General features: G+C 72.4%; 14 protein-coding genes. 7 read left to right on the top strand and 7 right to left on the bottom strand.

Translation table 11 applies throughout. The features are described from left to right. Nucleotides 1–165: 165 nt before the first annotated feature. From ACFVIM_RS22960 to ACFVIM_RS22945, 4 genes are all read right to left on the bottom strand, one after another. A complete protein-coding gene (locus ACFVIM_RS22960; RefSeq protein ID WP_384304279.1) occupies nt 166–1251 on the bottom strand; it encodes a DUF6744 family protein in 1086 nt (361 codons plus the stop codon). A gap of 72 nt (nt 1252–1323) precedes the next feature. Further along, nucleotides 1324–2946: a VWA domain-containing protein gene (locus ACFVIM_RS22955; RefSeq protein ID WP_384304276.1), complete on the bottom strand. Its 1623-nt coding sequence runs from the start codon at nt 2944–2946 to the stop codon at nt 1324–1326. 28 nt (nt 2947–2974) lie between these two features. Continuing rightward, nucleotides 2975–4189: an AAA family ATPase gene (locus ACFVIM_RS22950; RefSeq protein WP_384304273.1), complete on the bottom strand. Its 1215-nt coding sequence runs from the start codon at nt 4187–4189 to the stop codon at nt 2975–2977. Between the two features lie 546 nt (nt 4190–4735). Beyond that, nucleotides 4736–8521 carry a hypothetical protein gene (locus ACFVIM_RS22945; protein ID WP_384304270.1) on the bottom strand — a complete coding sequence of 1262 codons (3786 nt, stop codon included), beginning with the start codon at nt 8519–8521 and terminating at the stop codon, nt 4736–4738. 541 nt (nt 8522–9062) lie between these two features. Between ACFVIM_RS22945 and ACFVIM_RS22940 the strand changes: the two genes are divergently transcribed. The 6 genes from ACFVIM_RS22940 (at nt 9063) to ACFVIM_RS22915 (ending at nt 12104) form a co-directional block, all read left to right on the top strand. Then, entirely contained in the window at nt 9063–9266 is a 204-nt protein-coding gene (locus ACFVIM_RS22940) for a hypothetical protein (RefSeq protein ID WP_384304268.1), read from the top strand. Further along, a complete protein-coding gene (locus ACFVIM_RS22935) occupies nt 9263–9784 on the top strand; it encodes a GNAT family N-acetyltransferase (RefSeq protein WP_384304266.1) in 522 nt (173 codons plus the stop codon). Before ACFVIM_RS22940 ends, ACFVIM_RS22935 begins: the two co-directional genes overlap by 4 nt. Nucleotides 9785–9787: 3 nt before the next feature. Further along, a complete protein-coding gene (locus tag ACFVIM_RS22930) occupies nt 9788–11068 on the top strand; it encodes an integrase (RefSeq protein ID WP_384304264.1) in 1281 nt (426 codons plus the stop codon). A gap of 22 nt (nt 11069–11090) precedes the next feature. Then, nucleotides 11091–11372, top strand: a complete 282-nt coding sequence (locus ACFVIM_RS22925; protein ID WP_384304262.1) for a hypothetical protein — start codon at nt 11091–11093, stop codon at nt 11370–11372. A gap of 201 nt (nt 11373–11573) precedes the next feature. Further along, nucleotides 11574–11951 (top strand): hypothetical protein, encoded by a 378-nt coding sequence (locus ACFVIM_RS22920; RefSeq protein WP_384304259.1) that lies wholly within the window; start codon nt 11574–11576, stop codon nt 11949–11951. A gap of 18 nt (nt 11952–11969) precedes the next feature. Then, nucleotides 11970–12104, top strand: a complete 135-nt coding sequence (locus tag ACFVIM_RS22915; protein ID WP_384304257.1) for a hypothetical protein — start codon at nt 11970–11972, stop codon at nt 12102–12104. A gap of 218 nt (nt 12105–12322) precedes the next feature. Here ACFVIM_RS22915 and ACFVIM_RS22910 read toward each other — a convergent pair whose 3' ends face one another. Next, nucleotides 12323–14323 (bottom strand): hypothetical protein, encoded by a 2001-nt coding sequence (locus ACFVIM_RS22910; RefSeq protein ID WP_384304254.1) that lies wholly within the window; start codon nt 14321–14323, stop codon nt 12323–12325. Between the two features lie 659 nt (nt 14324–14982). On the opposite strand from ACFVIM_RS22910, the gene ACFVIM_RS22905 reads away from it, so the two are divergent. Further along, on the top strand, nt 14983–15135 hold the full coding sequence (locus tag ACFVIM_RS22905; RefSeq protein WP_384304251.1) for a hypothetical protein: 153 nt from the start codon (nt 14983–14985) through the stop codon (nt 15133–15135). Nucleotides 15136–15239: 104 nt separating this feature from the next. On the opposite strand, the gene ACFVIM_RS22900 is transcribed toward ACFVIM_RS22905, so the two are convergent. Together ACFVIM_RS22900 and ACFVIM_RS22895 are read right to left on the bottom strand one after the other, a co-directional pair. Beyond that, a complete protein-coding gene (locus tag ACFVIM_RS22900) occupies nt 15240–15560 on the bottom strand; it encodes a hypothetical protein (RefSeq protein WP_384304249.1) in 321 nt (106 codons plus the stop codon). A 140-nt stretch (nt 15561–15700) separates the two neighbouring features. Continuing rightward, entirely contained in the window at nt 15701–16462 is a 762-nt protein-coding gene (locus tag ACFVIM_RS22895) for a hypothetical protein (RefSeq protein ID WP_384304247.1), read from the bottom strand. Between the last annotated feature and the right edge of the window lie 128 nt (nt 16463–16590).

Genomic DNA, 16590 nt, shown 5'->3' with positions numbered 1-16590 from the left:
GGTAGAGCGACGAAGGAGCGGGCCGGCGAGGACACGCACCGAACGACCTTGCACGCAGCCCCCCGACCCCCAAAATCGAAAAGCAGGGAAGGCGAGATCCCGTACGGGCCGGAGCGCAGCGCAGGGCCGTACGCGACAGAACGGCCCCGGCAGCGCCGGGGTCCGCTACTCCTCCTCGGTCGCCGTGGCGAGAAGTCCTCCCAATTGGATCTTGACGAGCTGGAGGGCGGCCTTCGTGTCGTCCAGGGAGGTGGAGAGCAGGTCGGAGTGCTCATTGGTCGCGGCCTGGAGGGTGGTGAACCGCTGGTAGAGCTTCTGCGCCTCTGCGGCCTTCCCATTCCGCTGGGCAGCGGCGATGTCCCGGGCGAGGTCGTCCAGTTCGTCCTTCGCCTTGGTGGTGAAGGCCGTGATGATCATTTCGCGCATCTCCTCCTGGTCCGGGAGGGGGACTCGGACGAGGTGGCTGCCCTGGCCGAAGCGGCCGACGAGTTCTCTGAGCGCACCGAGCACTTCGGCGTGCTGCCGGTGGACGAAGTAGACGCCGCCGGTGGACCGGACCCGGATGGCGTTGAGGTTCTCGACGTACTGGCGGACCACCGAGCGCAGCCGGTCGCTGGTCAGGTAGGTGCACCGGTGGCGGAAGGAGTCAGCCACCTCGGCGAGCATCTGGCGGACGGTGGCCTGCTCAGCCTCGGGGAGACGGGCGATGGCGGACCGGTTCTCTTCGACCGTCAGCGTGCCGGCCCCTTCGGCACTGCCTTCGGAGTTGTCGCGGTCGAAGGTGCAGATGGCGATGCGGGTGTCGTACTCAAGGTTCGACCTCTCTTCGTCCCGGACCTCCCGTACGACGTGGCGGACGATCTGGCCTCCGTCCCGCCGGACGGGACGCACCATCAGGGTGACCGTCGTGACGTACTCGTTCCGACCGCGGCGCCGGCCGTACTTGCTCGCCGGACCGACAGCGCTCGGATCGTCCAGGGGGTAGCTCACCTTGACGCCGTTGGGTCCGGTGACGCGTTCGTAGGCGTCGGTGTGCCGCAGGGGAGGGGGCAGGAGGGATTCGTCCAGGTCGAGCTCGGCGAACCAGCTGGCCAGGTCGTCCCGCGTGACCTGGCCGTCGAAGACGCTGTAGAGCACGAGGTGACCGAGAAGGGGCGCTCCGTCGCTCCCCATGGCCTCGGCGTAGGCGTCGAAGGTGGCGTCGCCGGTCCTGAGCTCCGGGCCCGGGGTATCAGGCGGTGGTGTGGACATGCGTTGCGGCTCCTTGGCAAAAACGGGCGTTTGGGTAGTCGGTAGCGCGGCGGCGGGTCCCGCCGCCGATGCTCAGATGAGCCGGAAGAGGTCGGCTGCGGCGCGCGGGTCCGCGAGTTCGGTGAGGTTGCGGAGGTTGTCGCAGAGCGCGTCGAGCACCGATCCCGTGCCGGTCGAGGCGCCGTTCCCGATGGCGATGCCGAAGGTACGGAAGTCCAGCTGCCGCTTGACCTCGTTCCAGCGGTGCATCCACTCCTCGCTGACCTCGCACTCTCCGTCGGTGATGAACACGATGTCGCCCCGGGCCCGGCCGGCCTCGTTGAACTCCTCCTCCAGGAGGTCCGCGGCAGCGGTGAGCGGGGTCTCGAAGTCGGTTCCGCCGCCGAAGAAGGTCTCGGCGAAGTCGATGGCGCGGTCGATCGGGTGCACGGTGGCGGCGGGGAAGCGGTGGACACTGAGTTCGGTCGCGGAACCGAAGAGGATGCCGACGAAGTCGCGTTTGGACTGCCGGGCCTGGTCCAGGAGCGCGAGGGCGCAGGCTTTGGCCCATGCCTCCCCGGTGGTGCCGTCGGCGCCGAGGGGGATGTCCATGGAGAAGGAGGTGTCGATGCAGGCGATGATCGCGCCCTGGCCGGTGTTCTGTTCTCCCCGGCTGTCGTAGAGCATGAGGCTCGCCTCGGCGTACCGGGCGGCGAAGACGGAGCGCAGGACGGGGACGGCGAGGTTCGGCAGCTCGGAGGGGATGAGGCGGGAGAGGTCGTCGCCCAGGGTGATCCCGACGAGTTCGCCGGGTGCGTTTTCCACGCGCCGGGCCCGTTCGCCGACGGCCATCATCCTGAACCGCCCGACGATGTCGACGAAGTCGGCGAGGCGCCCGGTGCGCAGGCGTTCGGCGAGCCGGGCCCGTTCCTCGAAACTCATCCGCTCCAACTGGCCAGGCCCCAGGCCCCAGGCCCGCATCAGGGCGTCTTCTTCCCGGGCCGCCTCGGCCGCGAGGGCAGTCGCGCGGCGGATCGCCGTCCGGATGGCCGGGGTGACGGCGGCGAGGGCCTGCCCGGCCGACTGCTCGGCCCCGCGGGCCGCTTCGTCCGCTTGCTCGGCCCCCTCGATCGCCTGGTCCACGGCCGCGGCGGATCCGTGGGGGACCGTGCCCTTCGCGTCCTCCGTTTCACCGGCCCGTGCCAGCGCATCGGCCACGGCCTGGGCGGCGGAGACGGCGTCCTGCTGGGCGTCCCGGGCCTCCTGCCCTTTCTCCTGGGCTTCCCGGGTCTGTTCGAGCAGACGCCGCAGGGCCTCGGCCTGGGCGAGGACCGCCATGGCGGCGGCGTACGGGTCGCCGACGGTCTCGCGATGCAGTTCCTCGTACTCCGGGCTGGTGAGCATCGCCTCGACGACCTGGTGGTTGACCCGGCGGGAAGGGTCCATGTCCGAGCGGCCACGCAGACGCGGTGCCGCCTTGAACGCGGCGAGGACAAGATCTCGGATCAGATCCCCGGTGTGGTCGAACCGGTCGTTGAGGTCGTCCGCCAGATCACGGAGGGCGGGGGCCTGGTCGTAGATCTCGCGCCAGGTCATGTCGTCGAACCGGTCGGAGACGACCGCGGTGGTGGCGCGGGCCGGGGACGGCTGGGCGAGCCCCAGCCACCGGCCGGCCCTCGCGGCCAAGTCCTTGAGCTTGGTGAGCGTCTTGCCCACGATGTCCTCCCTCTTCCGCCGTCCCCGGTCAGACCTGGGCCTGGACCATCGAGGCGTCCACGCCGAGGGCCTCGGTCAGCAGCCTGGAGTGGACGGCCTTCTGCCGGGCGATGACGCGGTCGATGGACACCGTGGAGCGGCCGGCCGTCTCCGCGTCCGTACGGAGCCTCCCGAGCTGCTTGCCGGCACGGCTGAGCTTGGTGTTGGCCTCCTTGATCGCCCAGTCCGACAGAGCCTCGCGGGACTGGCCGGCCTTGGCGTCCAACTGCGCTTCCAGTTCCTCGATCGCGTCGGCGATGTCGAGCGCTTCGCGCGCATCCGGATTCACCATCTGCAAGACCTCCCGCTCGACCGACGGCCGCTGGGCGGGGGAGTCCCACAGGACGTGTGTCAGCAGGGCGAGATCGTGCTCGGTGACCTCCATCCGGCCGTCGAGGAACGCGGACGCCTGGAGCAGCCGTACGGACGTCCGCCAGCGCCGGTCCGAGGCGATGATCTCCCGGCGGCGCAGCGCGGCCCGCAGGGTGCACAGGGCGTCCACGATCGCGTCGGAGACGATCACCCGCGGCACCGCCACCGAGACGGCGTGCTGGAGTTCGGTGAGGGTGACCGTGGTGCGCACGGGCGCCGTGGGCTGGTCGACCGCGGAGCGGACGAGGGCGGCGAAGTTCGACGGGTCGGTCAGGTAGTCGACCTCCAGCCGGACCAGGAGCCGGTCGTAGATCGCCGCGCTGTCCTCACCGGTGGGCAGCTCGTTGGAGGCGGTGATGGCGCTGATCAACGGGCACCGGATCGGGGCCCCGCCGTTCTCCGGGTGGTAGAGCCTCTCGTTCAAAAAGCCGAGGGTCTCGTTCAGTGCGGCCATGGAGCACTTGAAGATCTCGTCGATGAAGGCGATGTCCGCGGTGGTGGCCCGGCCGTCGTACACCTGGCGGTACTCGCCCCGGCTCAGGGCAGCGACGTCGATCGGGCCGAACATCCTCGTCGGGGCGGTGAACTTCGACAGGAGGATCTCCCAGAGGTTCGCCCCCTCGATCCGGCCCGTCAGCTCCCGGGCCAGCTCCGACTTCGCCGTACCCGGCGGGCCCAGCAGCAGAGCGTGCTGCCCGGCGAGCATCGTCGCCACCAGCGTCCGCACGACGTCCTCCCGCTCGTAGAAGACGGCGGACAGCTCGCCCACCACCGCCCTCAGACGGCCGGCGGTCTCCACCGCGCCGTTGTCGATGCCCGATGCCGAAGCCATCCCAACCTCCCATGCTCACACGCCGACTTGGTCCTCGCAGCGTAGCGAACCCGAATGCAAAAACGTGCGTTTTGGCATTCTCGCGTGCTGTTGCGACCACGGGAAGACCACTGAGGGTCGGCCGGTTCCCTCCGTGGGGGAGACTGGGTCTGCCCGGTGGCCGTCCACGCGTCCGGCCGATGCTGCCGCCACCGGGCACTCACCCGATCGTGTGACCGCCCGTGCAGCCCGGCTGCGGCCGCGGGCACGCCGGTGTCAGTGGTCGTCCCCAAGGTACTCGCGGGCCCTGTCCAGGAACACCGCCCGGGCTGCGACGGCCTGCCGGACGGGCTCGCCGAGGTGCCGGTCAGCGAGCAGCGGGTGTTCCCCTTCCTCCTCGGCCAGGGCCGCCAGTTCGTACCGGTGTTCCTCGGTCAGACCGGGTACGGCCAGCAGCGCCTCTTCCAGACGGCGCTCGGCGGCGGCGAGCGCATCACCACGGCGTCGGAGAGCAGACCGGGCGGCTGCCTGGACCGCTGCCCGCAGACGGCGACAGCGCGGCGGCGCTCAGAGCCTGCCGTCGATGGCGCCCTGGGGGCTGGCGTAGAGGCCACGGATCCGCTGGATGGCCGTCCACAACCGGGTCGGCGCATAGGCGTCGGCTGGGCCCAGGTCCTCCCGGGAGACATCGAGAAGGAGCGCGAGCCGGTCACCGGGAATGCCGTCCGCCGCCCGGGCCGCCGCGCGGAGAGCGCTGTGAAGTTCCTCCCGGTACCCGAGGGGCTCGATCTCGGCGAGCCGCCCTGCGGTGGTGTCGATGCGGGCCGCGGCGCCGGACAGCGCGGCGCGGAGGTCAGCCGGGATCTGCTCGTGCGCGGCGTCGTCCAGCGGCGGGAGCGGCGCCCAGTCGGCCTCCGCTCGGATGACCGAACGGACCGCCACGTCATCACTGGGGTGACGTCCGGGGCCGGGCGCGGTGGTCCGCCGCCGGTGGGTCGCGGTCCACTGGCCGGTGGCCCTGCCCTTGCGAAGGTGCGGGGTGACGGTCCCGATGAGGATGGCGTCGGCGAAGACCAGGTGGCTCTCTTCACGGTCGGGGTCGGGGCGGCGGGTCCAGCGACGGCCCCCGTGCTCACCAAGCTCGACGGTGTCCGGGTCCGGCTGTTCGGTGCGCGGAGCGGGAACGGGCTGCGAAGCAGGGCAGGTGACGGCGGCGAGCACGGTGGCAAGCTCCGCGGACTCCGGGCCGAGGTCGCCCGCCTGAGCTCCGGCCAGGAGAGTGAGGTCGTCGTCGTGGGGGGCACGGACGGCGAGACGGAGGGCCGCCGCCCGTACGGGTACCGGCGCGGTCATCGAGGTGGCGAACGGTACTGCGGCGTTGGCGATGGCGCTCGCCTGCTGCTCGTCGAGGGCCGTCCACCACCCCGGACGCGCGGACGGCGTCTGAGGCAGGTGCCGCAGCACAGCCCGGATAACCGCGTGCGCGGCCTCACCACGGTCGTCGAAGTACCGGCCACCGCGCCGGGGGCGTACGGGCAGCGGGTTACGGTCGGCGCTCCAGCCGAGCTCGCTGTCATCGGTGCCCACTCCGCCCGCCTGCCGCTGGACACCTCCGGCAAGCCGGCCGTCGCGCAGCAGGCTCCACAGGTGGGGGTGGCCGGTGCTGCAGGCCAGGGCCCAGCCGGAGCCGCCGTGCTCACCGAGATCCTCGATCCGGTCGTACATCGGCCCGCGGGCGGGCGCGGTGTCCTCGTACGACGCGTGTTCATCGTGGGCCCCGCCCTCCGGGGCGCCGACGGCGGCGTCAGTGGTCCCGTCGCCGGGGGCGGGTTCTTGGGCGGTGGGGGCGGAGGCTGGTGCGGTCCCCTCGGTGTCCGGGGCGGGCTCCGACCCGGACACGGGCGAGCCAGCCGTGTAGTGGGCGCGGATCATCTGGAGATACCCGTACAGCTCTGGTCCGGCCGTCCCGGGGAAGTCGGCCGGGGCGGCGTCGAGCAGGATGTTGAGGCTGGCGCCGCGGACGCGCCCGGTGGTTGTCCGGGCGAAGTCCTTGAGTGCGGCCAGGAGCGCCTTCTTGTACGTGGCGGGGCCCACTCCGGCGAGGGGGTCCTTGCGGCGCCGGCGGCCGAGGAGCCGCTGGACCTCGCCGAGGGCGGCGCTGCGGGGCCCGCGCGGCATGGTCTGGTACGCGCTGTCGTCCAGCAGCGGGAGCGGCACCCACTCCTGCTCGGCCGTGAGGATGGCGTGGGCTCCGGACTCGACGCCGGGGAAGTGGCTGCCGCCGGTGGAGGAAGGCAGGATGCGGCGCCGGTGCGCGGCAGTCCACTGCCGCTGGCCCCGGGCGCTCCCGCGGGGGGTAAGGGTGCCGACGGGGGCACCGTCGGCCAGGACGAGGTGTCCGCCCTCGCGATCGGGATCGGGATCGGGCACCAGCTCGCAGCGGATGCCGAGCATCCTGGTCAGTTCGGTGAGTTCGACGGTTCCGGCCGGTTCTGACGGGGCCCCAGCGGGTGTCCCGGTAGCCGGGGCATCGGACGCGGGTACGGGGTCCGGGAGGGGAAGGGGCTGCGCGGCGCTCAGGGACTGGAGCGCGGCGTGCAGTTCGCGGGCGTGCCGGCTGCGGCCGAGTGTCCGCGGGTCGAGGCCGGCGAGCAGGGGGAGGTCGCCGTGGTGGGGCGTCCGGGTGGCGGTGCGCAGGGCGGCGGCCCGGGTCGGTTCGGGCAGGCGGCCGAAGGCGCTGCCGTCTTCGGGGCGGGCGGTGATGAGCGGGATGAGCGCGGCAACGAGCCGGGTGGCCGCGTCGTCGTCCAGGACAGCCCAGTCGGCGGGCGGCGGCGGGGCGGTGCGCTCGGAAGTGCGCCGGACGGCGGAGTCGATGACGGCTGCGGCAGCCGCATCGCGGCTGGGCCAGTGCCGGCCTCCGTGCAGCACGGGCACGGTGAAGAATCCGTGCTTGGCGGACCACCCGAGCAAGGAGCCACGGCCGGTGATCGCGCGCTCCGGCTCGACCGTGCCGACGTGTTCCGCGTCGCGGAGCACGCTCCAGGTGTCGCCGCGGTCGCCGTAGCGGACGAGGGTCCAGCCGGACCCGTGCCGGATGCCGAGATCGACGAGAGCGACGACCGAGGTGTCGCTCTCCTCTTCACCATCATCGTCGTCGGCGCCGTCGGGCTTGGCCTGGTCGTCGTCCGCGGGCTCCGGGGCGTCGTCCTGGTCCCGGGGGCCTGCTGCGCGGCCGGCAGCATCGGCGATGTCGCGCCGTATGGCGTCGAGAGCGCGCAGGTGCTCGGCCCGCACCTCGGCGAGCTGCTCGTCGTGCGCGGCCCGCACCTCCGTGAGCTGCCGCTCATGCGCGGCCCGCTCGTCGGCGAGCTGCCGATCGAGCCGGTCGGCCCGGGCCGTCAGCTTCTCCACCTGGCTTGCGAGCTCCTGGGCCCGCGCGGTCGTCGTGGCCAGATCCCCGGCGGCGGTACGGAGTTCCTTCTCCAGCTCGGCGTGCCGTTCGGTGAGCGCGGCGTGCTGGGGACGCAGGGCGTTCAGTTCGCCCTCCAGCCGCCCGGCCCGCTCTGTGAGATCGGTGTGCCAGGCGGTGAGGCCGGTGTGCGCGGTCTCCAGGGCCTGGTGGCGGTCGGTGAGCTGGTCGTGGGCCCCGGTCAGTTCCTGGTGGCGGCCGAGGAGGGCCTGGTGCTGGGCGGCGAGTTGGTCGAGGGCGGTCTGGGCGGCGCGGGTGGCGGTGTCCGCGGCGGCGGCTTCCTTGAGGGCGGTGGCGGTCTCCAGGGTGGCGGCCTGCCGCTCGGCCTCGGCCTCGATGGCTGCTCGGTCGCTGGCCTCGGCCGTACGGCGGGCGGTGTCGGCGGCCAGGAGGGCGTGGTCGCGTTCGGCGGCGGCGTCCCGGATGCGTTCGGCGGCCGCGGTTTCCACGGCGGCGAGGTGTGCGTCGACCGTGTCGGTGTCGGCGGCGGCCTCTTGGGCGGCGGTGATGGTGTCCACGGCGGCGAGGAGGCGGGGGAGGAGCGCGGTGAGGACGCCGGTCTCGCGGGTGCGGCGGGTCAGCAGCTCGGGGAGCGGGGCGCGCTCGGCGGCGGTTTCCTGTGCCGCGCGGGCTTCCGCTTCCGCTTTGCGTTTGTCGCGGGCCCGGTAGGCGCGCTGTTTGTCGGCCGCATTGTTGTGGGCACGACAGAACGCTGAGGGCCGGCCGGGCTTCCCCTGCCGCGGGAGTTCGCGCTGGTCGGTGCACCCCTCGAAGAGGCAGTCGTCGGCGACGCCGTAGCCCGCTTCCCGGTACTTCCGTTCCGTCCACGCGTCGGGGCCGTCGGCCCCGCCCGTCGTCGCCTGCTCTTCTGCCACGTCCACGCCTTCTCCCCGGAGTTGCTGCCGCAGAGGCTAGCGGTCCGGCGGGAGCGGTACGGCGTTCTCCGGCCGTTCCGGCGGGCCGGGGCTCCGGCCGCGCGCCCTCTCCGGAGCCGGTCCGGGCCCGGAGGGGGGTAGTCGCGCGCCGTCCGGCCGCTGATCTGCGGTTTCACTGACCCTAGCCACCCGCTCATTCTTTTTCAATTCAACTCACACATGACAAACGTTGAGATTAAATATGTGAGTAAGAATCCGGGTTGAACTGCATGGATCTGCTGTGCGGCGATCTGAGACCTGATAAAGATTCCCGGCATGAAGGGCGCGGGACGGGGCTTCAGGCAGTCAGAGAGCCCTTTGTGCGGCGGGGTGTTCCGGGGCGGGGTGTGTTCCGGCCGGATCCGGCGGGGTGGCGAAGGGGTCGACCGGGTGGGCGCGTTGGGCTGCGCCGGGGTCCTGATTCCGGATACTGTTGGCTTAGCCGGAATCAGAAAACGGCGCGAACATGACAACGAATCCGGTGGAACCCGGGGACCAGGAGCGGAAGATGACCGACGGGATCCCGCAGCCCCCAGGCTCGGCGCCGGCGGCGGTGACGCCCGGTCACCTGCGCGCCCTGACCTTGCTGGTGGACGAGCCCGCCCGGGACCGGTCCGTGCTGGTCGCCGACGGCGCCGGGACCCTGGCCGTCGTGGAGGTCTGCACCCGCGCGGCCGCTCTGCTCAGCACCTTTGAGCGGGGTGCCGCGTGAGCGCCCCTCAGCCGCGACCCGGCCGTGAGCCGGTCCCCGTGCCGTCCGCACCCGAACGGCCCCGCGTCCTCGTCGAGGACGAGATGGACGCCGTGCTGCGCCGGCTCGACGCCGACGGAGGTCCGGCGGACGAGGACCTGTCCGGCGACGGCGTGGACGGCGGCTGGACCGACTCCCTGGTCAGGGAGCTGAAGCGGTCGATGCCGCCCGGCGCCCTGCTGGGCCTGAAAGTGTTCGCCGACGGCGACGTCCTGGAACTCCAGCTCCTGCGGGTCTCGATCGGCCACCGCGGACAGGGCCACGCCACCCGGGTCCTGACCCGGGTGTGCGCCGAGGCCGACGCCCGCGACCTCACCGTGGTGTGCACGCCGACCGACGAGTTCGGCGCCGACCGCACCCGACTGGAGAACATCGCCCGGCGCCACGGGTTCACCCCCGTCGCCCCCGGAACCCGGCGCACCGGGCACACCTGGGAACGCCCCGCCCACCCCCGCAGCACTACCCGCGAGGAGCAGTAGCCCATGATGCCGCGCGAGCTCGTCCCCACCGCCGCCACCGGAACCGCCGTCCGCCGTGCCCGGGCGCACGCGGACGTCACCACCACCGGCGGGATGCGGATGACCGGGGCCGCCGCCCGCCGGCTGATCGCATCGGTGCCCCGCAACAGCCGCGACGCCCGCTCCAGCCGCTGGGGCAGCTACGCCGACTGGTGCGCCGAGAACGGCTGGGACACCGCGGAGCCCGGCGCGGTCCTCTCCCACCTGGCCGATCTCGCCGACCGCGGGCACCCGGCCGCCACCCTGGAGGCCCACTTCGGCACGCTGCGCGGGCTGCGCACGATCGGAGAGAGCCCGCTCAGCGGCGCCGAGATCAAGTCCTGCCAGCAGATCATCACCCACCGGGCGGGGGAGGAGGCCGACGACCCGGACGTCGAGCCGGGCCCGCTCCAGGCCGACGGCGTCACCCCGGACGACCTGCGGCAGATGCTCCGCACCCTCGACCGCACCACCGTCCGGGGCAAGCGGGACGCCGTCGTCCTGCTCATCGACTGGTGGATGGCCGGCCGCGCCAGCGAGCCCGCCCGCCTCAACCTCCACGACGTCAAGATCACTACCGTCAAGGTCCCCGACCCGGCCACCCACGGCGGCACTATCCGGGTGAAGGCCCTGGTCATCAAGCTCCGCCGCTCCAAGGCCGACCAGAACGCCCGCGGACACGAGATCCGCATCCTCGCCCCCGGCGACGACGAGCTCTGCCCCATCCGCGCCCTGGAGAAGTGGCTGGCCGTCCTCGCCGACGACGGCCAGCTCACCCCCGGGCCGCTGCTGCGCAGGGTCGACCGGCACGGCAACATCGGCGCGAAGGCGGCCGGACGGCACACCGCCGATCCCAAGCGCCGGGGCGGCATCACCGCCGAGACCGTGAGCGACATCGTCACCGCCACCGCCCGGGCCGCCGAACTCACCCCCACCCCCACCCCGGAGGAGACGGCCGCCGCCGCCCAGGCGAAGCAGGAGGCCCACGCGGCCGCCGCCGCAGCGCCCACCACCGAGGACGCTGGCGTCATCCTGAAGGCGTGGCGGGCGGCGAAGCGCGCCGCGCAGCAGGCCGTGCGGCGGATCACCGGCCACTCGATGCGCCGCGGCTGCATCCAGGCCATGCTCGACGCCGGACACCCGGCCGAGAAGGTCGCCCTCCACAGCAGGCACAGCCCGTCCAGCAGCGCGTTCGACGTGTACCGCAAGAACCGGCTCGCCTGGCACGAGACCACCACCCGCGGCGTCCTTGACCTCGCCGCCTGACCAACCCTCACGAAGGAGCATCGTGCCCACCACGTACCCGACCAGCCTCCCCGCCGTCCCCGCAGACCGGTGGGACGCCGAAAAGCTCGGCGACCGGGGCATCGAACGCCCCGACGACGCCCGGCCGGTCGCAGTCGCCGACTTCGTCCTCACCGCCGACTCCCCCGAGCAGGCCGAGCAGCGCCTGCTCGCGTACATCGACAACGACTACGACGACGACCTGCGCGGCGCCAGCGCCACGGCAGCCGAGGAAGCGGCTCCGGGTCGCTGGCGGGTGATCCTTCGCGTGCCGGGGGAGTTCTAAGCGCTGTCCGACCGATCATGTGAGTGGTAGTCAGTCTGGTCGTTGTCCTGGTGCAACGGACCACGGCGCCCGCGCCGAGGAATCCCGGTGGAACTGTGCGGCCATCGGCCAAATGGCCGAAAGCTGTAGTTGTTTGGTAACACTACGTCATGAAAAGCTCTGGCCTGGCCGCTGCTATCCCGACCAGGCGAGGAGAATGCCATGTCCGAAACCACACCCAATTCCAAGGGCCCGGCTAAGCAGCAGATGTCGCCGGAGTTGGCCGCGCGCCTTGGCCTGACCCCGACGGTGGAGGGTACGGCTTCCGATGAGCCGCAGTTCCTCTCCGCGGCCGAGGTGAAGCCCGAGGACGTCGGGACGCTGTCCATCGAGTACCGGGACGGTGCGCCCGTGATCGTCGTCAGCGGAGGGCCAGTGATTCCTGCGAACCTGCCGGTAGTAGGCCCGTCGGGGAACGCTGTCGCGTCGTACGCGGCAGGGCCCGCCAAACGCGACCTGGAGAGCGGGAGCATCGCGTGGTACAGGGGACCCCTGACGCCTTCGCCGAGCCGCCGTGTTCAGGACACGACAGCTGGCTAGTACGGGCTGCGGGGACCAGTGGAACAGCCAGCCGATCCCCGGCTCTGCGCCGCCATCGCCGACCGCATCACCTTCCGCTGCACCCTGCTCCAGAGCGGCACGGAGTCCTACCGCTACCCGGCCGCCGAAGCCGAACGCAAAAACCCGTCCTGACACGCGGGCCGGGCCCTTCCACTCCGCGTCTGTCAGGGGCGCGGACCAGCAGGGCGCGGAAACGCCAAACTACCGCCCCGCGTTCCTTCACCACCGCGGACACTCCCGCACACGACCCGGCGCCGGCCTGCGTCTGATCGCGGTCAGGGGGCCGGCCGGGGCGGCGGTCCGCAAGCTCGTCACCGCCCCGGCCGGCCGAGCGCCGTCTGCCCTGGGCTTCAGCGGCAGTACATGACGTAGAGCTTGCTGGCGTGGGAGGCGGCGGCCGGTGCGCCGATCGGCTTGGCGCCGGGGACCACCGAGGCGGCGCTCCAGGTCCTGTTGTCGCAGGTCGCCGCGTACAGGGCGCCGTTGAGGCCGGTCATGAAGACCCACATGAGGTTGCCGTGGGTGGCGAGTGCCGGGGAGTGGCTGGTGCGCCAGGTGAAGGTGTCCACGTTGCGCCACCCGTGTTCGTATACCCAGCGGCTGGAGTACACCTTGTCGTCGGTCCCGTTGCAGACCCGCCAGAGGTGTTCCCCGAGCGGTGCCAGTGCGGCGGCGTTGTTCACCATCCAGTCCTCTTTGTCGCGGTAGGGACCGGCCCAGGCGGCGCCGTTGTGGAAGGTGACGTTCTCCCTGCCGGAGCTGTCGAGGTACGAGAGGAACACCCCGTTGGTGTGGGGGTGCGTGGCCAGGGCGGGGCCGTACGCCGACTGGTAGCCCGGGAACTGCATGATGGAACTCCAGCCTCCGCTCTCGGTGAAGGTGCGCCACCACAGCTTGTCGCCCGAGCCGGTGACCGCGTAGTACAGCCTGCCGTGTGCGGCGGTCAGGGCCGGGGCGAAGAAGCTGCCGTCGCCGCCCACCCGCTCGGGGGTCCGCCAGGTCTGGTTCTCCAGACGGGTCCACATCACCGCGTTGTCCCCCGGGCGCACGAACACGGCGTACAGCTTGCCGCTGTAACTGGCCAGGGCAGGGGGCGAGGCGCTCTGCCAGGCCAGCGGGATCGGGGCGCTCCAGCTGGTACCGGTGCGCACCTGGTACTCCAGGGTGCCGGCGGGGAAGGGGATCGGGTCGCCGGTGTACGTGACCTTCAGGTCGTGGTGGCCGTCGCCGTCGAAAGTCCAGATGGCCTCGCCGCGGCGGGCGAGGACGGCGAGGTCCTGACGGTCCATCCCGATCGCGCGCTGGCAGGAGAGGTCGTCGTAGTTGCGCAGGTACTCCATGAGGAAGATGAAGACCTTGCCGATCTCGAAGGACACCCCCACCCAGGTGGGCAGGAAGCCGATGAAACCGTCCATCATCATGAGCGTTTCGAGAGAGGCGGCGGCCTGGACCAGTGCCTTGCGCAGCTCCTCGTACCACTCGGCGTTGCTCTGGTCGGCCTCCCAGACCTGGATCGAGGTGCCGATGAACCCGCTGGACCGCCCGTCGAAGAGGACCTTGTTCCCGGCGGAGAAATACCGCCTGTCCCCCTGCCCGAGTGCGCCGAACTCCTCCGACTCGAACGTCCCGCTGCCGCCGTCGCTGCCCCCGGTGGAGGCGGTCCAGTAGATCTCGTCCCGGCCGCCCCCCTGGTCCCCCACGGCCCGCCGCACGTAGAAGTGGTCCATCTCCAGCTTCACCCGGAACGTCGGCAACGCCGCCGGGCTTCCGGCGCCCGCATCACCCTCGGCAGCCGCGCCCTCTTCCTGCCCGGTGCCGTGGGTCCCGGCGGCTGCGGCCCCCGATGCGCTCCGGTACGCGGTGACCGCGAACCCCCTCTCGCGCATCGCGGCGAGGAACTCGGGGTCCTCCGGCTCCCCGGCCGCCGCCGCGTGCGGGTCCGCGATCTGCACGTTCGGACTCGCCAGGGCCTCTTCCACGACCTGCGCGAAAACCGCGCGCAGGTCCGCGGTCGTACAGCCCTGCTCCACCGGCAGGCCGGTGATCGCCTCGGGGACCACCCCCAGCCGGCCCTGAGCGGTGACCGCCTCCCGGTACACACCGCCCCACCGCCGGATCTCCTCCTCCGGGAACGCCGTCCTCACGACGTCCAGCAGCAACTGCTCAAGATCCGTGGGCGTCTGCCCCTGCCGCAGCCGGTCGGCGCCGTGCAGCAGCACCCCCACCAGAACATTCCCGTACGGCCCCGACTCCAGCGCCTTCCCGACCCGCGCCGTCGCCCGCTGCCCGGACAACATCGCCCGCAGCCGCTCCAGCCGGTCCGCCTCCGTCAGCTCCACCCGGTCCACCACAACATCTCCCTCGCCCCTGGTCGTGAACGTGCGTCAAGCGCGTCGCACGCTAAGAGGCCGGAGCGGGCCAGAAGAGCCGATACCTGCAACTGGTCATAAAACGACTGGAAACGCCGTCTTGCCACGACAACTCCTTCATGAGGAGCCGCCAAGGGCGAATCCGGGGGAACGCCACGGCCCCGGGACCGTTTCCAGACGACCGGTCGGACAGCCCCGGCCTCACCCCCGCGGTGGCCGGGCCCGGGGGCTCCGAGAGTGCCGGGGCCCTTCGTGCGGTGCTGCGTCGGGATCATTCGGGGTCTCCGTTCCGGGCCTGGGCGAGGAGCTGGGCCACTGTGTCGTCGGACTCGTCCCGGGCCCGGCGGGCGCGAGGTCTTCACCGACGGGGTCTGCGTCGAGGACCTGCCGGGTGAGGCGCTCCATCAGTTCGGGGTCGGCGCCGCTTCCGGGGCCGGTGATACGGGCGCGGGCCGATCACCGCCGCGACAGCGGGTGGGGCGTTCGCCTCGGCTTCGGCGAGCGCCCGCAGCGCGGACCTCATCGCGGGCGCGGGCCACCAGCCGGACGAGGACGGTCCCGTCGAGCACTGGCTGTACTGCCCGCCCCGGCCCGCCGGGAACGGAGCCGCGTGCGCGCTGTGCGGCCAGGCCGTGGTCGCCGTGGACGCCCGCGAGTTCCTCGCCGAGCGCGACGGCGACGGCGGCCGGTGGGAGACCCGGCACCTCGCCTACCTGTACACCGCGACCGTCCGGGACCTCGCTCCCGAGAAACATGCCCTCGCCGGGCGGGAGGGACGGCTGCCCCGGGACTGAGCCGCGCGCCGCCTGCGGGCCCGGAGCCGCTCACCCGGGTCGGCCGCCACCGGCCCACGGCCGGGCCGTCTCCGCCCGCCGGGGCATGTCCCGCTCCCCGGGGGTCACACCGGGGGCAGGGTGTCCGGCAGGACGGCCCCCGCTCTGCGGGCCAGTTCGTCGCGCAGCGGCAGGAGTTGGATGAGACGGTCGGCCGGACGCTCGTCCCACGCGTCGAGGACTGCCTGGATCCGGCTCAGCAGAGCCGGGTCGGCGATCTCCAGCACCTCTTGGTGCGCGGCGAGGCGTGCGCGGGCATGGGCGAGGTCACCCGGCGGGCCATCCGGTGCGGCCGGGAGGTTGCCGAGCGTGTGCGAGGCGGCGAGCAGATCCAGGGCGAGGTACAGGTCCCAGGCGACGGAACGGTCAAGGGGGTTGGTGTCCACCCTCCGGATTCTCCCTCCCGCCCCGGCGGACCCGTCGTGTCGGGGGCTGTCCGGCGAAGCCGTCTTCCCCGGTACGCCGACGCCACGCCCCAACCGGGCCCGGGCCCCTGGCGGCCTGGACCCGGAGCGGGCGCCCGGGGTCAGGCTGTCCGCGCCGCCTCGCGCGGGTCGCCGATCGCCGCGAACAGCATCCTCAGCCCCACACGGCCCACCGCCGCTTCCTCGTCCTGGTCCAGCTCGACGCTCGCCCGGTGTCCGGCGTGCCGCAGGATCGCGGACAGCATCTCGTGAGTGGCGGCGCCGCCCGGGCCCTCGAAGGGAGAGACCAGGACCGGCGACAGGGCCCGCCGCATCCAGAGGGCGACGGTCGCCGCGCCTCCCCGGGGCCACCACTCGTAGGGGTGCGCTCGGCCGATTTCACGCAGTGCCCTGGCCAGCGCCGCGAACTGCGGGCCGGGGTCCGGACCGGCGGCGCGGTCGAGGGCGTCGGCGAAGGCGCCGAGCAGGGCGAGGTCGGCTTCATCGACCTCGATGACCGCCAGCTGCATCGCAGGCTCGCCGGCGGGGTCGAGCAGCATCAGCGCGTCGGGCAGTTCGTCCACCTCTCCGTCGACCAGCTCCTCCGTCCCCGCGGGCAGCGCGTTGCGCACCCGCCAGTACGCCTCATGGACGGCGCCGACGGGCGCGCCCGGTACCGGTACCGCCCCGCCGTCCGGGGCCAGGGCGCCGAGTCGGCGCACCAGCGGCAGCAGCGACGGCGACAGCGCGTGCACAACGCCGTGGCTCTCTTCCAGGTCCGCCAGGACGTTCGGCTGGAGCACCGTCAGCGGCATGTCCAGCTCGTACAGACCGGCCAGGGCCTCCGTCACGATGGGCAGCAGCAGTGTTCGGGTGGGAGGCATCGGGCTCCCTCTCTCGGTTTCGGGGAAGGGGTGGCGGGGCGCTGACGCAGCCCGGCTCCCACTCCCGGGTGGCTGGGGTGTCGTCCTTCACCGCCCCCGCGCCGCACGGTCCGGTCACGGACCGGCCG

Source organism: Streptomyces sp. NPDC057638, assembly GCF_042800315.1.
Lineage (GTDB): Bacteria > Actinomycetota > Actinomycetes > Streptomycetales > Streptomycetaceae > Streptomyces.
Note: the sequence above shows the minus strand (reverse complement) of the source record. Positions and strands in the feature narration are given on the sequence as shown.